Annotated in this window: 17 protein-coding genes; 9 read left to right on the top strand and 8 right to left on the bottom strand. The window is 68.7% G+C overall.

The features are described 5' to 3' along the window. The first annotated feature begins 20 nt into the window (after positions 1–20). The gene (locus tag AB5I40_RS41040; RefSeq protein ID WP_370935585.1) at positions 21–1,334 is read left to right on the top strand and encodes a carotenoid oxygenase family protein; all 1,314 of its coding nucleotides are present in this window, start codon (positions 21–23) and stop codon (positions 1,332–1,334) included. On the opposite strand, the gene fdhD is transcribed toward AB5I40_RS41040, so the two are convergent. After that, positions 1,335–2,159: a formate dehydrogenase accessory sulfurtransferase FdhD gene (fdhD, locus tag AB5I40_RS41045; protein ID WP_370935586.1), complete on the bottom strand. Its 825-nt coding sequence runs from the start codon at positions 2,157–2,159 to the stop codon at positions 1,335–1,337. It lies immediately after the preceding gene. A gap of 153 nt (positions 2,160–2,312) precedes the next feature. On the opposite strand from fdhD, the gene AB5I40_RS41050 reads away from it, so the two are divergent. The 4 genes from AB5I40_RS41050 to AB5I40_RS41065 all read left to right on the top strand — a co-directional run bounded on the left by AB5I40_RS41050 (position 2,313) and on the right by AB5I40_RS41065 (position 5,649). Next, positions 2,313–3,665 (top strand): OFA family MFS transporter, encoded by a 1,353-nt coding sequence (locus AB5I40_RS41050; RefSeq protein ID WP_370935587.1) that lies wholly within the window; start codon positions 2,313–2,315, stop codon positions 3,663–3,665. Then, entirely contained in the window at positions 3,665–3,796 is a 132-nt protein-coding gene (locus tag AB5I40_RS41055) for a hypothetical protein (protein WP_370935588.1), read from the top strand. The genes AB5I40_RS41050 and AB5I40_RS41055 overlap by 1 nt, the downstream gene beginning before the upstream one ends. Before the next feature lie 69 nt (positions 3,797–3,865). Next, positions 3,866–4,408: an ArsR/SmtB family transcription factor gene (locus AB5I40_RS41060; RefSeq protein WP_370935589.1), complete on the top strand. Its 543-nt coding sequence runs from the start codon at positions 3,866–3,868 to the stop codon at positions 4,406–4,408. Further along, entirely contained in the window at positions 4,405–5,649 is a 1,245-nt protein-coding gene (locus tag AB5I40_RS41065) for an MFS transporter (protein WP_370935590.1), read from the top strand. The genes AB5I40_RS41060 and AB5I40_RS41065 overlap by 4 nt, the downstream gene beginning before the upstream one ends. Here AB5I40_RS41065 and AB5I40_RS41070 read toward each other — a convergent pair. Both AB5I40_RS41070 and AB5I40_RS41075 read right to left on the bottom strand, forming a co-directional pair. Continuing rightward, positions 5,633–5,980 carry a hypothetical protein gene (locus AB5I40_RS41070; protein WP_370935591.1) on the bottom strand — a complete coding sequence of 116 codons (348 nt, stop codon included), beginning with the start codon at positions 5,978–5,980 and terminating at the stop codon, positions 5,633–5,635. The genes AB5I40_RS41065 and AB5I40_RS41070 overlap by 17 nt on opposite strands. Positions 5,981–6,023: 43 nt before the next feature. Further along, complete coding sequence (locus AB5I40_RS41075; protein WP_370935592.1) at positions 6,024–6,701, bottom strand: GntR family transcriptional regulator; 678 nt, start codon at positions 6,699–6,701, stop codon at positions 6,024–6,026. Positions 6,702–6,773: 72 nt separating this feature from the next. Between AB5I40_RS41075 and AB5I40_RS41080 the strand changes: the two genes are divergently transcribed. The 3 genes from AB5I40_RS41080 to AB5I40_RS41090 are packed head-to-tail and all read left to right on the top strand — an operon-like array spanning position 6,774 to position 9,417. Continuing rightward, a complete protein-coding gene (locus AB5I40_RS41080; RefSeq protein ID WP_370935593.1) occupies positions 6,774–7,196 on the top strand; it encodes a VOC family protein in 423 nt (140 codons plus the stop codon). Then, complete coding sequence (locus AB5I40_RS41085) at positions 7,193–7,936, top strand: SDR family NAD(P)-dependent oxidoreductase (protein ID WP_370935594.1); 744 nt, start codon at positions 7,193–7,195, stop codon at positions 7,934–7,936. The genes AB5I40_RS41080 and AB5I40_RS41085 overlap by 4 nt, the downstream gene beginning before the upstream one ends. A gap of 56 nt (positions 7,937–7,992) precedes the next feature. Beyond that, complete coding sequence (locus tag AB5I40_RS41090; protein WP_370935595.1) at positions 7,993–9,417, top strand: LCP family protein; 1,425 nt, start codon at positions 7,993–7,995, stop codon at positions 9,415–9,417. A 55-nt stretch (positions 9,418–9,472) separates the two neighbouring features. Here the strand turns inward: AB5I40_RS41090 and AB5I40_RS41095 are convergent, their stop codons facing one another. The 4 genes from AB5I40_RS41095 to AB5I40_RS41110 form a co-directional block, all read right to left on the bottom strand. Continuing rightward, a complete protein-coding gene (locus tag AB5I40_RS41095) occupies positions 9,473–11,785 on the bottom strand; it encodes an FdhF/YdeP family oxidoreductase (RefSeq protein ID WP_370935596.1) in 2,313 nt (770 codons plus the stop codon). A gap of 46 nt (positions 11,786–11,831) precedes the next feature. Beyond that, the gene (locus AB5I40_RS41100) at positions 11,832–13,175 is read right to left on the bottom strand and encodes an MFS transporter (RefSeq protein WP_370935597.1); all 1,344 of its coding nucleotides are present in this window, start codon (positions 13,173–13,175) and stop codon (positions 11,832–11,834) included. A gap of 72 nt (positions 13,176–13,247) precedes the next feature. Next, complete coding sequence (locus tag AB5I40_RS41105; protein ID WP_370935598.1) at positions 13,248–13,694, bottom strand: MarR family winged helix-turn-helix transcriptional regulator; 447 nt, start codon at positions 13,692–13,694, stop codon at positions 13,248–13,250. Positions 13,695–14,013: 319 nt separating this feature from the next. After that, entirely contained in the window at positions 14,014–14,358 is a 345-nt protein-coding gene (locus AB5I40_RS41110) for a hypothetical protein (RefSeq protein ID WP_370935599.1), read from the bottom strand. Between the two features lie 60 nt (positions 14,359–14,418). Here AB5I40_RS41110 and AB5I40_RS41115 point away from each other — a divergent pair, with 60 nt between their 5' ends. Further along, positions 14,419–17,046 carry a valine--tRNA ligase gene (locus AB5I40_RS41115; RefSeq protein WP_370935600.1) on the top strand — a complete coding sequence of 876 codons (2,628 nt, stop codon included), beginning with the start codon at positions 14,419–14,421 and terminating at the stop codon, positions 17,044–17,046. Between the two features lie 262 nt (positions 17,047–17,308). Here AB5I40_RS41115 and AB5I40_RS41120 read toward each other — a convergent pair whose 3' ends face one another. Next, positions 17,309–18,184 (bottom strand): SGNH/GDSL hydrolase family protein, encoded by an 876-nt coding sequence (locus tag AB5I40_RS41120; RefSeq protein ID WP_370935601.1) that lies wholly within the window; start codon positions 18,182–18,184, stop codon positions 17,309–17,311. Between the last annotated feature and the right edge of the window lie 92 nt (positions 18,185–18,276).

Below are 18,276 nucleotides of genomic sequence, written 5' to 3' on the forward strand. Positions count from 1 at the left end.
CGTTATGGACGGAGCGTGTCATGGGAAATCTCTTCCTCGAAGGCAACTTCGCGCCGGTCGAGCGCGAGTACACGAGCACCCGCCTGACGGTGACCGGGCAGCTGCCCGACTACCTCGACGGCCGCTACCTGCGCAACGGGCCGAACCCGACCGACCCGGATCCGGAAACGCACCACTGGTTCCTCGGCCGCGGCATGGTGCACGGCGTGCGGCTGCGCGACGGCCGGGCCGAGTGGTACCGCAGCCGCCGCGTCGGCACCGACGAGGGCGGGGCCAACACCAACGTCATCGGGCACGCCGGGCGCACGATCGCGCTGGTCGAGGGCGGGGTGCCGCAGTGGGAGCTCAGCGAGGAGCTGGACACCCTGGGCATCTGCGACTTCGACGGCACCCTCTCCGGATACACCGCCCACCCGAAGCGCGACCCGAGGACCGGCGAGCTGCACGCCGTCTCGTACCAATTCGGGCTGGGGAACAAGGTCCAGTATTCGGTGGTCGGCACCGACGGACGGGCACGGCGCACGGTCGACGTCGAGGTCACCGGTGCGCCGATGATGCACGACTTCTCGCTCACCGAACGGTATGTCGTGTTCTACGACCTGCCGGTCACCTTCGATCCGGACCAGGCCCCGGTGCCGGTCGACGTGCCCGACCCGCTGACCGCGCGCACCGGTCGCGGAGTGAGTTCCTTGCCGTACCGGTGGAATCCGGACTACCCGGCGCGCATCGGCGTGATGCCGCGCGAGGGCGACAACAGCGACGTCCGCTGGTTCGATGTCGGCCAGTGCTACGTCTTCCACCCGCTCAACGCCTACGACGAGGACGACCGGATCGTGCTCGACGTCGTCCGGCATCCGAAGATGTTCGACCGCGCGCTGCACGGCCCGGCCGAAGGCGAGCCGACGCTCGACCGGTGGACGGTCGATCTCGCGCTCGGGAAGGTGGTCGAGGAACGGATCGACGAGCACGGCCAGGAGTTCCCGCGCGTGGACGAACGTCTTGTCGGCTTGCCGCACCGGTACGGCTACGCCACGGCCCTCGACGACCGGTCTCGCAGCGTCGGCGCGGTGTACAAACACGACCTGCGCAAGGGTTCCGTGGAGGCGCACCGGTTCGGTCCCGGACGCGAGCCAGGCGAGTTCGTGTTCGTTCCGTCCCGGGCGGACGCGGGCGAGGACGAGGGCGTGCTGATGGGCTACGTCTACGACGCGGCCGAAGCGCGCAGCGACCTCGTCCTGCTCGACGCGGGCACCCTCGAAACCGTTGCCGCCGTGCATCTTCCGGATCGGGTCCCGCACGGTTTCCACGGCAACTGGGTGCCCGCCGGAGCGTGATTACGTCAGCAGCCGCTGGTCTCCGGTGTAGAGGTTCATGCTGTCGCCGCGCAGGAAACCGATGAGCGTCATGCCGTTCTCCTCGGCCAGTTCCACCGCGAGCGACGACGGCGCGGACACCGCGGCGAGCAGCCCGATGCCGGCCATCGCGGCCTTCTGCACCAGTTCGAACGAGGCGCGGCCGGAGACCAGCAGCCCCAGATCCGGGGCGGGGATCCGGCCCGCCTGCAGGGCCCAGCCGAGCACCTTGTCCACCGCGTTGTGCCGTCCGACGTCCTCACGCACCACGACGAGCCGACCGTCCGAAGTGAACAGTCCGGCGGCGTGCAGGCCGCCGGTGGACGAGAACACCTTTTGCTGTTCCCGCAACCGATCCGGCATCTGGGTGAGGACGTCGGTCTTCACGGTGAACTCGGACGCGCCGGGGGAGAAGCGGCTTCGCAGCTTCACCGCGTCGAGCGCGGCCTTGCCGCAGACGCCGCACGACGAGGTGGTGTAGAAGTTCCGCTCGACGCCGGTGTCCGGCGGGGCGACTCCCTCGGCGAGTGCGATGTCGAGAACGTTGTAGGTATTGCGGCCTTGATCGTCGACCCCGTCGCAGTAGCGCGCGACGGCGACGTCCTCACGGGACCCCAACACGCCTTCGGACAACAGGAAGCCGTGCGCGAGCTCGACGTCGTGGCCAGGAGTGCGCATTGTCACTGCCAGCGCCTTGCCGCCGACCCGCAGCTCCAACGGCTCCTCGGCGGCCAGCGAGTCCGGCCGGCGCCGCTCGCCGGTCGCGGAGATCCGCCGTACCGGCCGCCGTACCGTCACTCTGCCCATCGCCTGCTCCGCTCGTCCTCGTTGTCCGCTTCGGCGTCGATTTTTGTTGTCATCGACAAGACATTCTCAAGTCATTCGACAGTCATCCGGCGCAACGCCGAGGATCTGGTAAACCATTCCCAGCACCTCGTCACTGTTGGGAGGAGACCGCCGATGGCTGTCCCCGGCTTCCTTGCCCGTTCCCGCATCGTCGCACCGCCTGGCTGGACCCGCTGGCTCGTGCCGCCCGCTGCGCTGTCCATCCACCTGTCGATCGGCCAAGCCTACGCGTGGAGCGTCTTCAAGACGCCGCTGGAGAAGACTCTGGGACTGTCCGGCACGCAATCCGGGCTGCCGTTCCAGCTCGGCATCGTGATGCTGGGCCTGTCCGCCGCGTTCGGCGGCACGCTCGTGGAGCGCAACGGCCCGCGCTGGGCCATGGCCGTCGCCACGGTCTGTTTCTCCGCCGGGTTCCTGCTCGCCGCGCTCGGCGTCGCGACCGGACAGTTCTGGCTCGTCGTGGCCGGTTACGGCGGCGTGGGCGGGATCGGTCTCGGCATCGGCTACATCTCGCCGGTGTCGACACTGATCAAATGGTTCCCGGACCGGCCGGGCATGGCCACCGGGATCGCGATCATGGGCTTCGGCGGCGGCGCGCTGATCGCGTCGCCGTGGTCGTCGGCGATGCTCGGCACCTCGCCCACGACGGGCGACATCGCGACGGCGTTCCTCATTCACGGGATCGTGTACGCGGTGTTCATGACGATGGGCGTGCTGATCGTCCGGGTTCCCGCCGACGACTGGCGTCCGGCGGGCGCGGTCAAGCAGGCCGCCGCGAAACCGATGATCTCCACGGCGAACGTCTCTGCGGCGAACGCGCTGAAGACGCCGCAGTTCTGGTGTCTCTGGATTGTCTTGTGCCTCAACGTGACCGCGGGCATCGGCATCCTGGAGAAGGCCGCGCCGATGATCACCGATTTCTTCAAGGGCACCTCCGCCCCGGTCGGCGCCGCGTCCGCCGCCGGGTTCGTCGCGCTGCTCTCGCTGACCAACATGCTGGGCCGGTTCGTCTGGTCGTCGGCCTCGGACCTGGTGGGGCGCAAGAACATCTACCGGTTCTACCTCGGCGTCGGCGCGCTGCTGTACCTCGTGATCGCGTTGACCACGAACTCCTCGAAGCTCGTGTTCGTGCTGTGCGCGATGCTGATCCTGTCTTTCTACGGCGGCGGGTTCTCGACGCTCCCGGCGTACCTCAAGGACCTGTTCGGCACCTATCAGGTCGGCGCGATCCACGGCAGGCTGCTGACCGCGTGGTCGGCGGCGGGCGTGCTCGGGCCGCTGATCGTGGACGGGATCGCGGACAGCCAGAAGGCCGCGGGCAAGACCGGGCCGGACCTGTACCAGCTGTCGTTCTGGATCATGATCGGCCTGCTGGTGGTCGGGTTCGTCGCGAACGAATGCGTGCGCCCGGTGAAGGAGAAGTTCCACGAGCCGGCCGGGCAGGCCGCGGTGGGGAGTGAAGCCTGATGACGAGTGCCGAGGGCCGTTCCAGCGGCCGGACTGTCCTGCTGGTGATCGCCTGGCTGTGGGTGCTCGCCCCGTTCGCCTACGGCGTGGTCGAGCTGATCCGGAAGGTGGTCGGGCTCTTCGGCGGCTGAGCCGCCGGCCAACGCTGCTCCGAAAATTAGCACTGGACAAATGGTCAAGAGTCGTTGACCATTGTCCCCATGACTGGGGACGACCAGGCGGGCTATGTCCCGCCCCAAGAATCTGTCCAGGTGGAGACGACCGATCAGCTGCGCGCGGTCAGCAACGTCGTGCGGCACCGCGTGCTCGCGGTGCTGCGCGACGGGCCCGCGACGATCACGCAGGTCGCCGAGCAGCTGGACATCGCGAAAGGCAGTTCCAGCTACCACATGCGGGTGCTGGAGCGGGCCGGGCTCGTGCACGTCGTGCGCACGCGGAAGGTGCGCGGCGTGCTGGAGCGCTACTACGCGCACGTCGGCAAGAGCATCGAGCTGCCCGAACCCGCGGCGGGGCAGCGGGACGTGCTGATGCAGCACGCGATCAACGACCTCTCGACCGCGCCCGAAGGCTCGCGCCGGTACGTTCGGATGCAGCACACGCGGATCAGCGAGACGCAATTCGAGGAGTTCGAGCGCCGGCTGGCCGGACTGCTCGACGAGCTGCGGGACGCGCGCGACGCCGACGAGGCGGCCGCCACCGTCGCGATCGCGTTCTTCCGTCCGGGGCCGGGTGCTGCCCGATGACCAATCCGAAGATGCCGCCCGCGTTCAGTCGCTTGTGGACAGCCGCGACGGTCAGTTCCCTAGGCGACGGTGCGTATGTCGCGGCTCTGCCGTTGCTGGCGCTGTTGCTGGACAGCGATCCGCTGGTGGTCAGTCTGGTGACGGTGGCGGTGCTCGCGCCGTATCCGGTGGCCGGGCTGTTCGCCGGCGCCCTGGTCGACCGTTGGGACCGGCGGCGCACGATGTGGCTCGCCGACCTGGCGCGAGCGGTGTTGCTGGTGCTGACGGTCGTTGCGGGCGCGTTCGGCTGGCTCAGCATTCCGGTCCTGCTCGTGGTGGCGTTCCTGCTCGGTACTGGCACCCTGTTCTTCGACACTGCCGCGCAGGCCTACCTGCCGGATCTGCTCGCGCGGGACCAGACTTTGCTCCGGCGGGCCAACGGATACCTGCGCGGGGCGTCGACCGCCGCCGGGCAGTTCGCCGGACCGCCGGTCGGGAGTTTCCTTTTCACCGTCGGAAGAACGCTGCCGTTCGCGGTGAACGCGCTGACCTACGTGGCCAGCGCGGTGCTGATCCGGACGCTGCCGCCGGCTCCGGTGCCGAAACGCGAGCCCGGACGGACCGTGTGGGCGGACTCGAAAGAGGGTTTCGCGTACGTAGTAAAGGATCGGCTGCTGCTCGGCCTCGCCCTGCGGCCCGCGGTCGGGAACCTGGCGTTCGGCGCTTTCGGCGCGGTGCTGGTGGTTTTCGCCAAGGACGCGCTGGGCCTGCACTCCGCCGGATACGGGTTCCTGCTCGCCGCGGAAGCCGCCGGGGGACTGGTGGGCGCGATGGTGCTCGCCGGACCGCTGGAGAAGTGGCTCGGCACCGGGACCGCGCTCACCGTCACCGCGGTGATCGAGGGCGGCGCGGTGCTGGTGTTCGGCCTGGCCAGGGACCCGTGGCTGGCCGGAGCGATGTTCGCCCTGTGCGGCTGCGCCATGGCGACCACGATGGTGCTCGGCGGCTCGCTGCGACAGGTCGTGGTCCCGGCACGGCTGATGGGCCGAGTGGCCGCGGCTTCGCGCCTGGTCTCGGCCTCGGCCGCACCGGCAGGCGCCGCGCTCGGCGGCTGGCTCGCCGCGACGGCCGGGGTGCGGGTGCCGTACATCGGGGCGGCGGGGGTGCTCGTGTCGATGACGCTGGTGACGATGAGCATGACGAGCAACAAGCGGATCGAAGCGGCGCTCGCGCGAGCGAAGGAGGCTACTCCAGTCGCATAGCAGTCACGGCGGCGAAGAGGATCGGGAATAGCAAGGTGAGCGGGCAAACCGTGAGCCACACGCGGCGCGCTAGTCGTTTCGGCTTGCCCAGCGAAGCGACCAGCGCGCCGATTCCGGCCGCGACCGGCAGCGCGAAAAGCCCCCACATCGAGAAGGAGGCGAGCACGATGATCCTGAGCACGACCGGCCAGCTCAGCTCGTTCGAGCCAGCCGTCACTCCGATCGCGAGCCCGCAGAGCACTAAGGCGCTGACCAGGAACGCGCCCGCGCCGTGCAGTGCGCCGACGATCGCGGGGCGGGCTTGGGTCGGTTCGCTCGGGTCCGGGTCCACCTAAGGATCGTGGCAGGCCGGGAAGCGCGGCGGATGCGTGGAACTACTCGGTTCGGAGGCGGTCGAGCAGGCTTTCCCTCGCGGACTCCACGTGATGTTCGGCCACCCGGGCTAACCGTTCCCGGTCGCCGGCGCGAATCAGCTCCGCCAATTCCCGGTGCTCAGCCACCACGCGGGCCCGGTAATGCTCGTGTCCCAGCGAAACCCGTTGCAGCTGGAACAGGAACACCTGCGAGCGCACGGCTTCCCACGCCTCGGTGAGCCGTCCGTTGTCCGCCGCCGCGTAAACGCGGTCGTGGAAAGCGATATCCAGCGCCAACAGTCGCGGGCCGTCCGCATTCGTGCGGACGGCCGTCGCCAGCTCCGCGACTAACGCGTCCAGCGCGTCCAGATCTTCGGCGGTCGCCGTGGCGCGCGCGGTGACCGCGGCGAGCCGGTCGAGGGCGGCGCGGACCGAGTAGACCTCGTTGACATCCGAAGCGGTCACGTCGACCACCGTGGTCGGGCGATGCCAGCCGCAGCGGACCAGGCCTTCCCGGGCCAGCTGGGCGATGCCCTCGCGCACCGAACCGCGGCTGATCTCCAGTGACGCGGCCAATTCGACCTCGCGCAAAGGCGCGCCGGGCCGGAAATGGCCGGCGAAGATCGCTTCGCGCACCCGGTCGGCGGCCTCGTCGGCGAGCCCGCGGCGCGCCGCCTTCCTCAGGGGGGTGACTTCCACGTGCCAATGTTGACATTCGGACATCGGCCGGTCAAGGTGAAGAAACCGATCCCCGCGCCGAAGGAGTGCCCCATGGCCGTCCGTCCCGCCTTCCACCTGGCCATACCGGTCGACGACCTGCCGAAGGCCCGCGAGTTCTACGGCACCGTGCTCGGGCTGTCGGAAGGGCGCTCGGCGGACGCGTGGGTCGACTGGAACTTCCACGGCCACCAGGTCGTCACGCACGTGGTCCCGGGCGCCCGGGCGGAAGCCGGCCGCAATCCCGTCGACGGGCACGACGTTCCGGTGCCGCATTTCGGGCTGGTGCTCGACGTCGACAGCTTCCAGGAGCTGGCCGGGCGGCTGCGCGCGGCGGGCACCGAGTTCGTGATCGAGCCGTATCAGCGGTTCGCCGGAGAGAAGGGGGAGCAGTGGACGATGTTCCTGCTCGACCCGGCCGGGAACGCGCTGGAGTTCAAGGCTTTCCGCGACGAGACGCAGTTGTTCGCGAAATGAACGTCCTCGTCACCGGAGCCTCGCGCGGGATCGGCCGCGCCATCGCCGTCGCCTTCGCCACCAGGGGCGACCGGATCGCTGTCCACTGTGGATCCAACCGGGAGGCCGCGCGCGAGACGCTCGAGGCGCTGCCCGGTTCCGGGCACGTGCTCGTGTCCGGCGACCTCGGGAATCCCGATGCCGCGCAGTGGATCGCCGACGTGGCCGAGGAACAACTCGGCGGCGTCGACGTGCTGGTCAACAACGCCGCGGTCGGGACTACTCCGGCCACCCGGACGCCGATCGGCGAGATGTCCTATCCGGACTGGCAGGAGGCGTGGCGGCGCACGCTGGACGTCAACCTCCTCGGCGCGGCCAACGTTTCCTTCCACGTCGCCCGGCACCTCATGGCTCGCGGCGTGCCAGGACGGATCGTGAACATCGGGTCGCGCGGGGCGTTCCGGGGCGAGCCCGAATACCTCGCGTACGGCGCGAGCAAGGCCGCGCTGCATTCGTTCGGCCAATCGCTCGCGGTTCAGTTGGCTCCGCACGGCATTTCGGTCACCTCGGTGGCTCCGGGCTTCACCGCGACCGAGCGAGTCGCGGACCGGGTCACCGACCAGGTGCGGGAGCAGAGTCCGTTCGGCCGGGTGGCCGAACCGGAGGAAATCGCCGAAGCGGTGGTGTTCCTGGCGTCGTCGGAGACGCCCTGGGCGTCCGGCTCCATCCTGGACATGAACGGAGCCTCACACCTGCGCTGACCTGTGAGCTGCGTCACGAATGCAGCAGATCGGGGCCGCCGGACGTCCAGAAGGGCGTGCGGATCGCAGGAAAAGTTATCGCCGGCACGCTGTCGATGGCGGTGTTCGCCGGCACGGCTTACGGGTTTTCGACCCTGAGCGCGCTCGACGACATCACGCGCAGCGACGTCATCGGCGGCGGCGGATCGGTGGACGAAGGCCAAAAGCACGCCGACGGGGCGCTGGACATCCTGTTGGTCGGCCGGGACGCGCGCAAGGGCCCGGACGGGACCCCGCTGCCGCAGAGCGTCCTGGACGAACTGCGCGCGGGCGCGAACGGCGACGACCTCACCGACACGTTGATCGTGCTGCGGATCCCGGACGGGCAGCAGGAGGTCAAGGCGTTCTCCATCCCGCGCGACTCGTACGTCTCCATGCCCGGCGGAAAAGGCAAGATCAACGCCGCGTTCGGCCGCGGCAAGGCGGCCGAGGCCTCGAAACTGCGCGCGGCCGGGGAAACCGACAAGGACAAGATCGAGCAGGACTCGATGACCGCGGCGCGCAAGTCGACGCGGCAGGCGGTCGAGGATCTCACCGGCGTCACCATCGACCACTACGCCGAGGTCAACCTGCTGAGCTTTTCCGAGATCAGCAAGGCCGTCGGCGGAGTCGAGGTGTGCCTGAAGAAGGCCACCAAGGACGAGAACTCGGGCGCGGACTTCCCGGCGGGCAAACAGCGGCTTTCCGGCGGTGCCGCGCTCGCTTTCGTACGGCAGCGCGACAATCTGCCCGGCACCGACTTCGGCCGGATGCGGCGGCAGCAGGTGTTCCTCGCTTCGATGGCGCACGAGGTGCTTTCGGCCGGGACGCTCGCCGATCCGGGCAAGCTGAGCGATCTCATCGACGCGGTGAAGCGGTCGGTGGTGCTGGACCAGTCGTGGAACATCCTGGACTTCGTCAGCAAGATGCGCGGGGTGTCCGGCGGCGGCATCCAGTTCACGACGATCCCGGTGGTGAACCAGGACTACCGGTACGACAAATCCCATCCGACGGCGACTGCGGTGCAGGTGGATCCGGCGCAGGTGAAAGCGTTTGCGTCCGGGCTGATCGGCGCGGCGCCGCCCGCCGCCCCGCCGGGTGCGCCGAAGGCGGCGGTGGAGATTTCCAACGCCGGTGGCGCTTCGGGCCTCGCGGCGCGGGTCGCGGATGTGCTGAAGGGCAAGGGATTCGCCGCCACCGCCGACGGAAACGCGCCGTCGCAGCGGACGTCGATCGTGCGCTACCCGGCCGCGCTCGCCGCCGAGGGCGCGGAGGTGGCGAAGGAACTGGGCGGACTGTCCACTAAGGAATCGGCGGACGTTCCGGCGGGGCACATCCAGGTGGTGCTCGGGAAGGTCTACTCAGGACCGGGGGTGTCGGACGGCGGGTCCGCGGCTGGGGTGCCGGCGAAGGCCGACCAGCCGCAGCCCGTCACGTCAGACGGTGACAACTGCATCGACTGACGCCTCGCGGGTGGCGGTGCCGGGGTTCTGACCGGCACCGCCACTCACGAGCAGGTCACACGTGGTGGTGCGGCTCCAACCGAATCACGACCGCCTTCGACACCGGCGTATTCGACTTCTCTGCCACAGAATCCAGCGGCACCAACGCATTCGCCTCCGGGAAATACGCCGCCGCGCACCCGCGAGCCGTCGGATACGCGACCGCCCGGAAGCTGGGCGCGCGCCGGTCCCCGTCCCGCCATTCCGAGACCAGGTCCACGATCTCCCCGTCCGCAACTCCCAGCGCGGCAAGGTCGTCCGGGTGCACGAACACGACCCGGCGGCCGTCCTCGATGCCGCGATACCGGTCGGACAGCCCGTAAATCGTGGTGTTGTACTGGTCGTGGCTGCGCAGCGTCTGCAGCAGCAACCGGCCCTCGGGAACTTCCGGGTACTCCAGCTCCGACACCGTGAACGTGCCCTTGCCGGTAGCCGTGCCGGTGAACTCCCGCGAGTCGCGCGGTGCGTGCGGCAGGACGAAACCGTCCGGTTCGCGGACGCGCTGGTTGTAGTCGTGGCAGCCCGGCACCACGGCGGCGATGCGGTCGCGGATCAGGTCGTAGTTCTTCTCGAACGACCGCCACGGCACCGAGTGGTCGGGACCGAGCAGCTTCTCCGCCAAGCGGCACACGATGGCGACCTCGGACAGCAGCTCGTCGCTCGCCGGAGCCAGCCGGCCGCGCGAGGCGTGCACCTGCGACATCGAGTCTTCGACGGTCACGAACTGCCGTCCGGATTCCTGTTCGTCCCGCTCGGTGCGGCCGAGCGTCGGCAGGATCAGCGCGGTGCGGCCGGGGACGACGTGCGAGCGGTTGAGTTTCGTCGACACGTGCACGGTCAGCGAGCACGCCCGCAGCGCGTCCGCGGTCCGGTCCGAATCCGGGGTGGCGGAGGCGAAATTGCCGCCCATCGCGAAGAACACCTTGCCGCGGCCGTCGAGCATCGCGCGAATCGAGTCGACAGTGTCCCAGCCGTGCTTGCGCGGCACGGCGATGCCGAACTCCCGGTCGAGCGCGTCCATGAACGGCTCGGGCATCTTCTCCCACACGCCCATGGTGCGGTCGCCTTGCACGTTCGAGTGGCCGCGCACCGGGCACAGGCCCGCGCCCGGCTTGCCGATCATCCCGCGCACCAGCGCCAGGTTCACGACCTCGGCGATCGTCGGCACGGCGTGCTTGTGCTGGGTCAGCCCCATCGCCCAGCAGTAGATCGTGCGCTCGGACGTCGCGATCATCCGCGCGATGTGCTCGATCTGCTCGCGAGCCAGACCGGTCGCCTTCTCGGTCTCCGGCCAGTCGATCTCGCGCAGCTGCTTGGCCCAGTCCTCGAAGCCGTGCGTGGACTTCTCGACGAACTCGCGGTCCACAATGGACCCCGGCGCGGCGTCCTCCCACTGCAGCAGCAGATGCCCGACCGCCTGGAACAGCGCGAGGTCGCCGCCGAGCCGGATCTGCGCGAACTCGTCGGCCAGCGGCGTGCCCTTGCCGACCACGCCGCGCACGTTCTGCGGGTTCTTGAACCGCATCAGCCCGGCCTCGGGCAGCGGGTTGACCGCGACGACCTTCGCGCCGTTGCCCTTCGCCTGCTCCAGCGCGGACAGCATCCGCGGGTGGTTCGTGCCCGGGTTCTGCCCGACGACCACGATCAGGTCGGCCTGGTGGATGTCGGCCAGCGACACCGAACCCTTGCCGATGCCGGTGGTCGCCGACAGCGCAGCGCCGGACGATTCGTGGCACATGTTCGAGCAGTCCGGCAGGTTGTTCGTGCCGTACGCGCGCACCAGCAGCTGGTACACGAACGCGGCCTCGTTGCTGGTGCGGCCGGAGGTGTAGAAGATCGCCTCGTCCGGGCTCGCCAAGCCCTTCAGTTCCTCGGCGATCACGCCGAACGCCTCGTCCCACGAGATCGGCTCGTAGTGCGAGGCGCCTTCGCGCAGCACCATCGGCTCGGTGAGCCGGCCCTGCTGGCCGAGCCAGTAGTCGGTGCGCTCGTTCAGCTCGGACACCGGATGCGCGGCGAAGAACTCACGGCCGACGCGGCGTTTCGTTGCCTCCTCGGCGACCGCCTTCGCGCCGTTTTCGCAGAACTCCGCGAACTTCCGCTTCTCGCCGTCGACCTGCCGCGGCTCGGGCCACGCGCAGCCGGGGCAGTCGAAGCCGTCCCGCTGGTTCAGCAGCCGCAGCGTGCGTGCGGTGCGGACCGGGCCCATCTGCTCCACCCCGCGCGCGAGCGAAACCGCGACTCCCGGGATTCCGGCCGCCCAGCCTTTCGGCTTGCCCACTTCGAGGCGGGCTTCGTCCACGTCACCAGTCGGAGCTTCGCGAGTCATGGGCACATCGTCCGCCTTTGCCTTGCAGAACCCAAGACGGGGGTGGTCACACTGCCGTCTCGCGGTCCCGTTCCCGGCGTTCGGCCCGCAGCAGCGCGCGGTCCGCGGCGGTCACGATCAGCAGCAACCCGCTGGTCACGATCAGCACGACGGCTAGCCGGTGCAGCCCGCCGGAGTCGGCGTGCCCGCCATAGCACTGCGCGATGACCGTGGCCGCGACTATCGCGCCGAGGTATTGCGCGGTCCGGAAGAGCCCGCTCGCGGTGCCCATCGTCTCGGCCGGAGTCTCGCGGTACAGAGTCGTCTGGTTGGCGACACTGGTGAGCCCTTGCGCCAGACCGAACAACGCGGCGAGCACGAGCAGCCAGATCAACGCGGTGCCGTCGTTCACGAACAGCAGCGCGACGGAGCCCGCGAGGAGTGCGGCACCGACGAGCAACAGCCGCAGCCGGACACCAGTCGGTCGGCCGGACAACGCGGCCGCGCCCACTGCGATCCCGGACATAGGCAGGAGCAACAGCCCGGCGGCGGATTCGGCGAACCCGCGCGCCTCTTCGAGCCACTGCACGTAGCCGAACATGATCGTGTAGATCGCGAGGAAACTCAGTGCCTGCCGCAAATACGTGCGCAGGACCGGACCGTTCGCGGCGAGCATCCGCAGGTCGATGAACGGCTTCCGGGCACGCAGTTCCACCCGCACGAACAGCGCGCCGAGCACGATCGCCGCGGCCAGCAGCCACAGATCGCCGATGCCGGGAGCCATCAGGTAGCACAGCAACACCAGCAGGGCGGCGGAAAACAGTGCGATCCCAGCGACGTCGATCCGCTCAGTCGGCTTCTCGGTCGGAGTGTCCTTCGGCACCCACAACAGGGTCAGCACGAGGGAAATCCCAGCCAGCGGCAGGTTCACCGCGAAGATCGCGGGCCAGCCGAAGAGCGCGATCAGCACGCCGCCGAGCGTCGGGCCGATCACCATGACCGTCTGCGCGGACATCGCCAGCACGGACAACACCCGCGCGGGCACGCCCTCGCCGATCTCGTCGGCGCGCCGCCGCAGCACGGCCATCGCGGCCGGGAACCCGGCGCAGGTGCCGATGCCGAGCACCGCTCGCACACCGGTGAGCCATTCGACCGAGATCGGAATCATCCCGGCGATCCCGGCCACCATCACCACGGCCGCGCCGCCGAGCAGCACGCGCCGCGCGCCGTAGCGGTCCACCAGCAGCCCGACGACCGGCTGCCCGACCGCCGTGGCCAGGTACAACGAGGAAATCAGCCAGGCCGTGCGGCCCGGTCCGGCGCCGAAGGCCTGCCCGATCGGGACGAGCGCGACGGCGATGAGCGTGGAGTTGATCGGATTCAGCACGGCGCTCGCGACCAGCGGGGTCACCAGGCGCGCGCCGAAGCGGGATTTCGCGGGGGCGGTCGCGGTGTTCGTCAGTGCTCCTCAGGGTTAAGGGGGTCAGCGCTGGGCGATCCGCTGCAGCAAGGGCAGCGCGCGCCGGACCGTTTCGAGTTCGTCCTCGGTGAGTTCGTCGGCCAGCGCGGCTGCGAGCCATTCGTCGCGGTGCTGCCGGATCCCGATGACGGTCTTGGCGCCGAGATCGGAGAGCGAAATCACGACGCGCCTGCCGTCGGCGGGGTCGCGCGTGCGGTTCAGGTAGCCGAGCGTGTCGAGCACCCCGAGTGTCGCGGCCATGGACTGCTGCCGGACGTGCTCCGCCGCGGCCAGCTCGGCCTGGGTCCCGGGACCCTCGCGATGCAGCCGGTTGAGCACGGCGGTCTGGGTCGGCGTGAGGATCTCGGCGTTGTCGACCTGCCGCAACCGGCGATGCAGCTGGCCGACGACGCCGCGGATCCAGCCGGCGGACTCGGCTACCTGCGGCGGGACGGACGGGTGTTCGGACATAAGCACAGTCTAGCCTGTTGAGTCCAGGCTGTGCATCCTCGGCTCAAGGGAGTGCGGATGTGAGGTTGCTGGTCCGAAACGTCCGGTCCGGGAGTTCAGCGCCTGAACCGGCGCGCAGCACGGTACGGACTGCTCAGAGTCACTCTCGAAGGGCTGCGCGGCTGTGTTCGAGCCAGCGCTCGTCGTCGCCTTTTCGGCGAAAGAGCTGGGGCATCCCCGCGACGCTGTGTCGACGCGGGGGCAAGCCCGGCACGGAGGTCAAGCGGCTGGTGACGGTGAAGAGCATCGCGGACGGCGCCGCGATCTTGAACCTGCGGTCCTAGAAGAGCGCCTGACCGCTGGTGTCAGTCGGCGAACCGAGCCCGACGATGTACCCGATCTTCTCGTCGTTCACCCCGATCGGCTGAATCTGGTGCACCACGATCGCCGCCGCGAGCAGCAGGACCAGGCCGACGATCGCCGCGATCCCCGGCACGCGGCTCGGGACCGCGCCGCCGCGGCCGTACACCGGGGACGGAGCGCTGCGGCGTTCGCGCTTGCGCCGCTTCTTCATGTCCTTCTTCGCGCCGAGCCAGGCGTCCCGCTGGGCGTGCTTGCGCCATTCGGGGTCCATGAGGTCGGGATGGGTTTCCATCCGGTCGTCCGGATCCTCCGGCCGAGTCATCGGCGCACCGCCTTTCCCCCTGCGTAACCCCGCCGCGGCGGGTTCGTAGACTTGTCCATTGTGACCGAGAACGCTCCGCAGCAGAAAACCGACCTTCCGGGTGCCTGGGACCCGGCCGCCGAGGAAGCCCCGATGTACGACCGCTGGGTAGCGGCCGGGTACTTCACGGCTGACGCTTCGTCGGAGAAGCCGCCGTTCTCGATCGTACTGCCGCCGCCGAACGTCACCGGCAGCCTGCACATGGGCCACGCGCTCAACCACACCCTGATGGACGCGATGAGCCGCCGCCGCCGGATGCAGGGCTACGAGGTGCTCTGGCTGCCGGGCATGGACCACGCGGGCATCGCGACGCAGAACGTCGTCGAGCGCCAGCTGGCCGGCGAGGGCCTGTCGCGCCACGACCTGGGACGCGAGAAGTTCGTCGAGCGCGTCTGGGAGTGGAAGGCCGAGTACGGCGGCAAGATCCTCGGCCAGATGAAGCGGCTCGGCGACGGCGTCGACTGGTCCCGCGAGCGCTTCACCATGGACGAGAACCTGTCCAAGGCCGTCCAGACGGTGTTCAAGAACTTCTACGACGCCGGCCTGATCTACCGCGCCGAGCGGATCATCAACTGGTGCCCGCGCTGCCAGACGGCGCTGTCGGACATCGAGGTCGACCACAACGACGACGACGGCGAACTCGTGTCGATCCGCTACGGCGACGGCGACGCCTCGATCGTCGTGGCCACCACGCGCGCCGAGACGATGCTGGGCGACACCGCGGTGGCCGTGCACCCGGACGACGAGCGCTACGCGCACCTGGTCGGCACCGAGATCGAGCTGCCGCTGACCGGCCGGAAGATCCCGGTGGTCGCGGACCGGCACGTCGACCCGGAGTTCGGCACCGGCGCGGTCAAGGTGACCCCGGCGCACGACCCGAACGACTTCGAGATCGGCCGCCGCCACGACCTGCCGATGCTGACCGTCATGAACGAGCGCGCCGAGGTCACCGTGCCCGGTCCGTTCGAGGGCCTCGACCGGTTCGAGGCGCGGCCCGCGGTGGTCGCCGCGTTGCGCGAGCAGGGCCGGATCGTCGCGGAGAAACGGCCGTACGTGCACGCGGTCGGGCACTGCTCCCGCTGCGACACGGTCGTCGAGCCGCGGCTGTCGCTGCAGTGGTGGGTCAAGGTCGCGGAGCTGGCGCAGGCCGCTGGCGACGCGGTGCGCGACGGGCGTACCAAGATCCACCCGGCGGAGCTGGAGAAGCGCTACTTCGACTGGGTCGACAACATGCACGACTGGACGATTTCCCGCCAGTTGTGGTGGGGGCACCGGATCCCGGTCTGGTACGGGCCGGACGGCGAGGTCGTGTGCGTGGGTCCGGACGAGCAGCCTCCCTCTGGCGACGGGTGGAAGCAGGACCCGGATGTGCTCGACACGTGGTTCTCGTCGGGGCTGTGGCCGATGTCGACGCTGGGCTGGCCGTCGGAGACCGCGGATCTGGCCAAGTTCTATCCGACCAGCGTGTTGTCCACTGGGTACGACATTCTGTTCTTCTGGGTTGTCCGGATGATGATGTTCGGCGTGCAGCAGATGGACGGGCGGCAGCCGTTCGACCATGTTTATCTGCACGGGCTGATTCGCGATGCTAACGGCAAGAAGATGTCCAAGTCGCGCGGGAATGTCATTGATCCGCTGGAGTGGATGGACGCTTACGGGGCGGACGCCACTCGGTTCACTCTTGCTCGCGGGGCCAATCCGGGGACGGATATGGCGTTGGCCGACGAGTGGGCCGCTGGGTCGCGGAATTTCTGCACGAAGCTGTGGAATGCCAGCAAGTTCGCGATGATGAACGGGGCGACCGTTGAGGGGTCGTTGCCGGATGCTTCGGAGTTGACCGAGTCGGATCGGTGGATTCTCGGGCGGCTCGCGTCGCTGGTGTCCGAAGTGGACGGGTTGTTCGAGGACTTCCAGTTCGCCAAGGTCGCCAATGCGTTGTACCAGTTCACGTGGAACGAGTTGTGCGACTGGTATTTGGAACTGGCCAAGGTCCAGTTGTACCAAGGGGATTCCGCGCGGGTTGAGGCTACGCGGAAGGTGCTTGGGCATGTGCTGGACACTGTGCTGCGGTTGCTGCACCCGTTTGTGCCGTTTGTGACGGAGAAGCTGTGGACTGCGTTGACTGGTGGCGAGTCGTTGGTGATCGCCGAGTGGCCGAAGGCGGTTGAGGGGTATGCGGATTCGGTCGCGGACGCTCGGATTGCTGATGTGCAGAAGCTGATTACCGAGATTCGGCGGTTCCGGGCTGATCAGGGGTTGAAGCCTGGGCAGAAGGTTGCTGCTCGGTTGGCTGGGGAGGCGTTCCCGGCTGGGCACGAGGCTGGGATTCGGTCGTTGGTGCGGCTTACTGAGCCTGAGGATGGGTTCTCGGTCAGTGCTTCGTTGGAGGTCGCGCTGGCTGGTGGCGTGGTGACGGTGGAGTTGGATACTTCCGGGACCATTGACGTTGCTGCTGAGCGGAAGCGGTTGGAGAAGGATCTCGGGGCTGCGCGGAAGGAATTGGCGCAGACTGAGGGGAAGCTTGGGAATGAGGCGTTTATTGCTAAGGCGCCGGAGCAGGTGATTGAGAAGATCAAGGTGCGGCGGGAGACTGCTGTTGCCGATATCGGGCGGATTGAGGCTCGGTTGGCTGCGTTGCCTGCGTCCTGAGGTCTCTCGTTCGGCTCGTCGCCTGGCGGCGACATTGCGCCGGGCGGCCCCCAACCCCGAAGCGCCATTGTGCTGACGGTTCGGGGGTGCTTGTCAAGGCGGGAAAGATGCCTTGACAAGCACCCCCGAACCGCAGGGCGGCTTTGGATCGGGGTTGGGGGCGGTGTGGGTGCCTCGATCGGTGGGTGCATCGGTGCGGTTTTTGTCGTGAGGGGGACCCTGAGGGAATCTGATTCCCTCAGGGTGGCCCTCACGGCGTTTTTTAGCGGAGTTGTTGGCGGATTACTTTTGCTTCGCCTTCCATTCCGGCGTAAAGGGGGTGGTAGGGGGCTGCGGCCAGCAGGTTCAGGTCTTTGCCGTTGATCCAAGCTACGCCTTGGGGTTTGCAGGCGTCGTGGCCGAAGGACGGGGTGTAGGTGTCCACATAGGACGATTGGCCGTCTGCTTCTACTGCGTTGCTTACGGCGGCGTTCAGGGCTTCTTCGACGCTCGAGAGCCAGGCGTAGTCGCCGTTCGCGAAGGGCAGGACGTCTGGGCAGTAGCCTTCTGCGGGGGCGATGCGGGGGTAGCCGATGGCCAGCACCTTGGCGTGCGGGGAGCGGGCGTGGATTCCGGCCAGGACCTGCTGGATGGCTGCTTGCGTTTTGGGGAGCAGCGCCTTGATCGTGTCCACGCCGTCGACGGTGAAGTGGCGTTGGCACGGGTTTCCGGTCGGGTCCGAATCGCGCAGGGTCGGGCAAGTGTCGACTAGCTTGCCGAACAGGCCCGAATCGTTGCCGCCGATGCCGACTGTCACCAGATCGGTGTCGGAGCGCAGTGCGGAGAACTGCGGAGGGTTCTGGCCTAGCGGCACGCTTTGCGGGGCGGTCATGTGCGAGGTGTTCGCGCCGCCGCAGCTGACGTCGGTGAAGCGGTCCACGTCCAGGGAGTCCGCCACCATTGACGGGTAGTTGGACGTCGAGCGGAAGCAGCCGAACGGATCCAGTCGGGGCAGTGGGATGAGCGGCCCCGACGTGTAGGAGTCGCCTAGGGCGACGTAATGGCGGTAATGCCGGGGCGCGGCGCTCGCGGCCGCCGCCGTCGACAGAAGCAGTGCGGCCGCCGCGATTGCGGCCAGCGCGATTCGGATGATGCGCATGCGAACCCCGTCCTCCCGAGCGGTACGACCCGCTTTACCTTTCGGCACCGAGGGCGCGAGCGCTCTCCGCCGATCGGGTGGTCGGGGCGGGT

Origin of the sequence: Amycolatopsis sp. cg13 (assembly GCF_041346965.1) — a bacterium.
In the GTDB taxonomy this organism is placed as follows: domain Bacteria; phylum Actinomycetota; class Actinomycetes; order Mycobacteriales; family Pseudonocardiaceae; genus Amycolatopsis.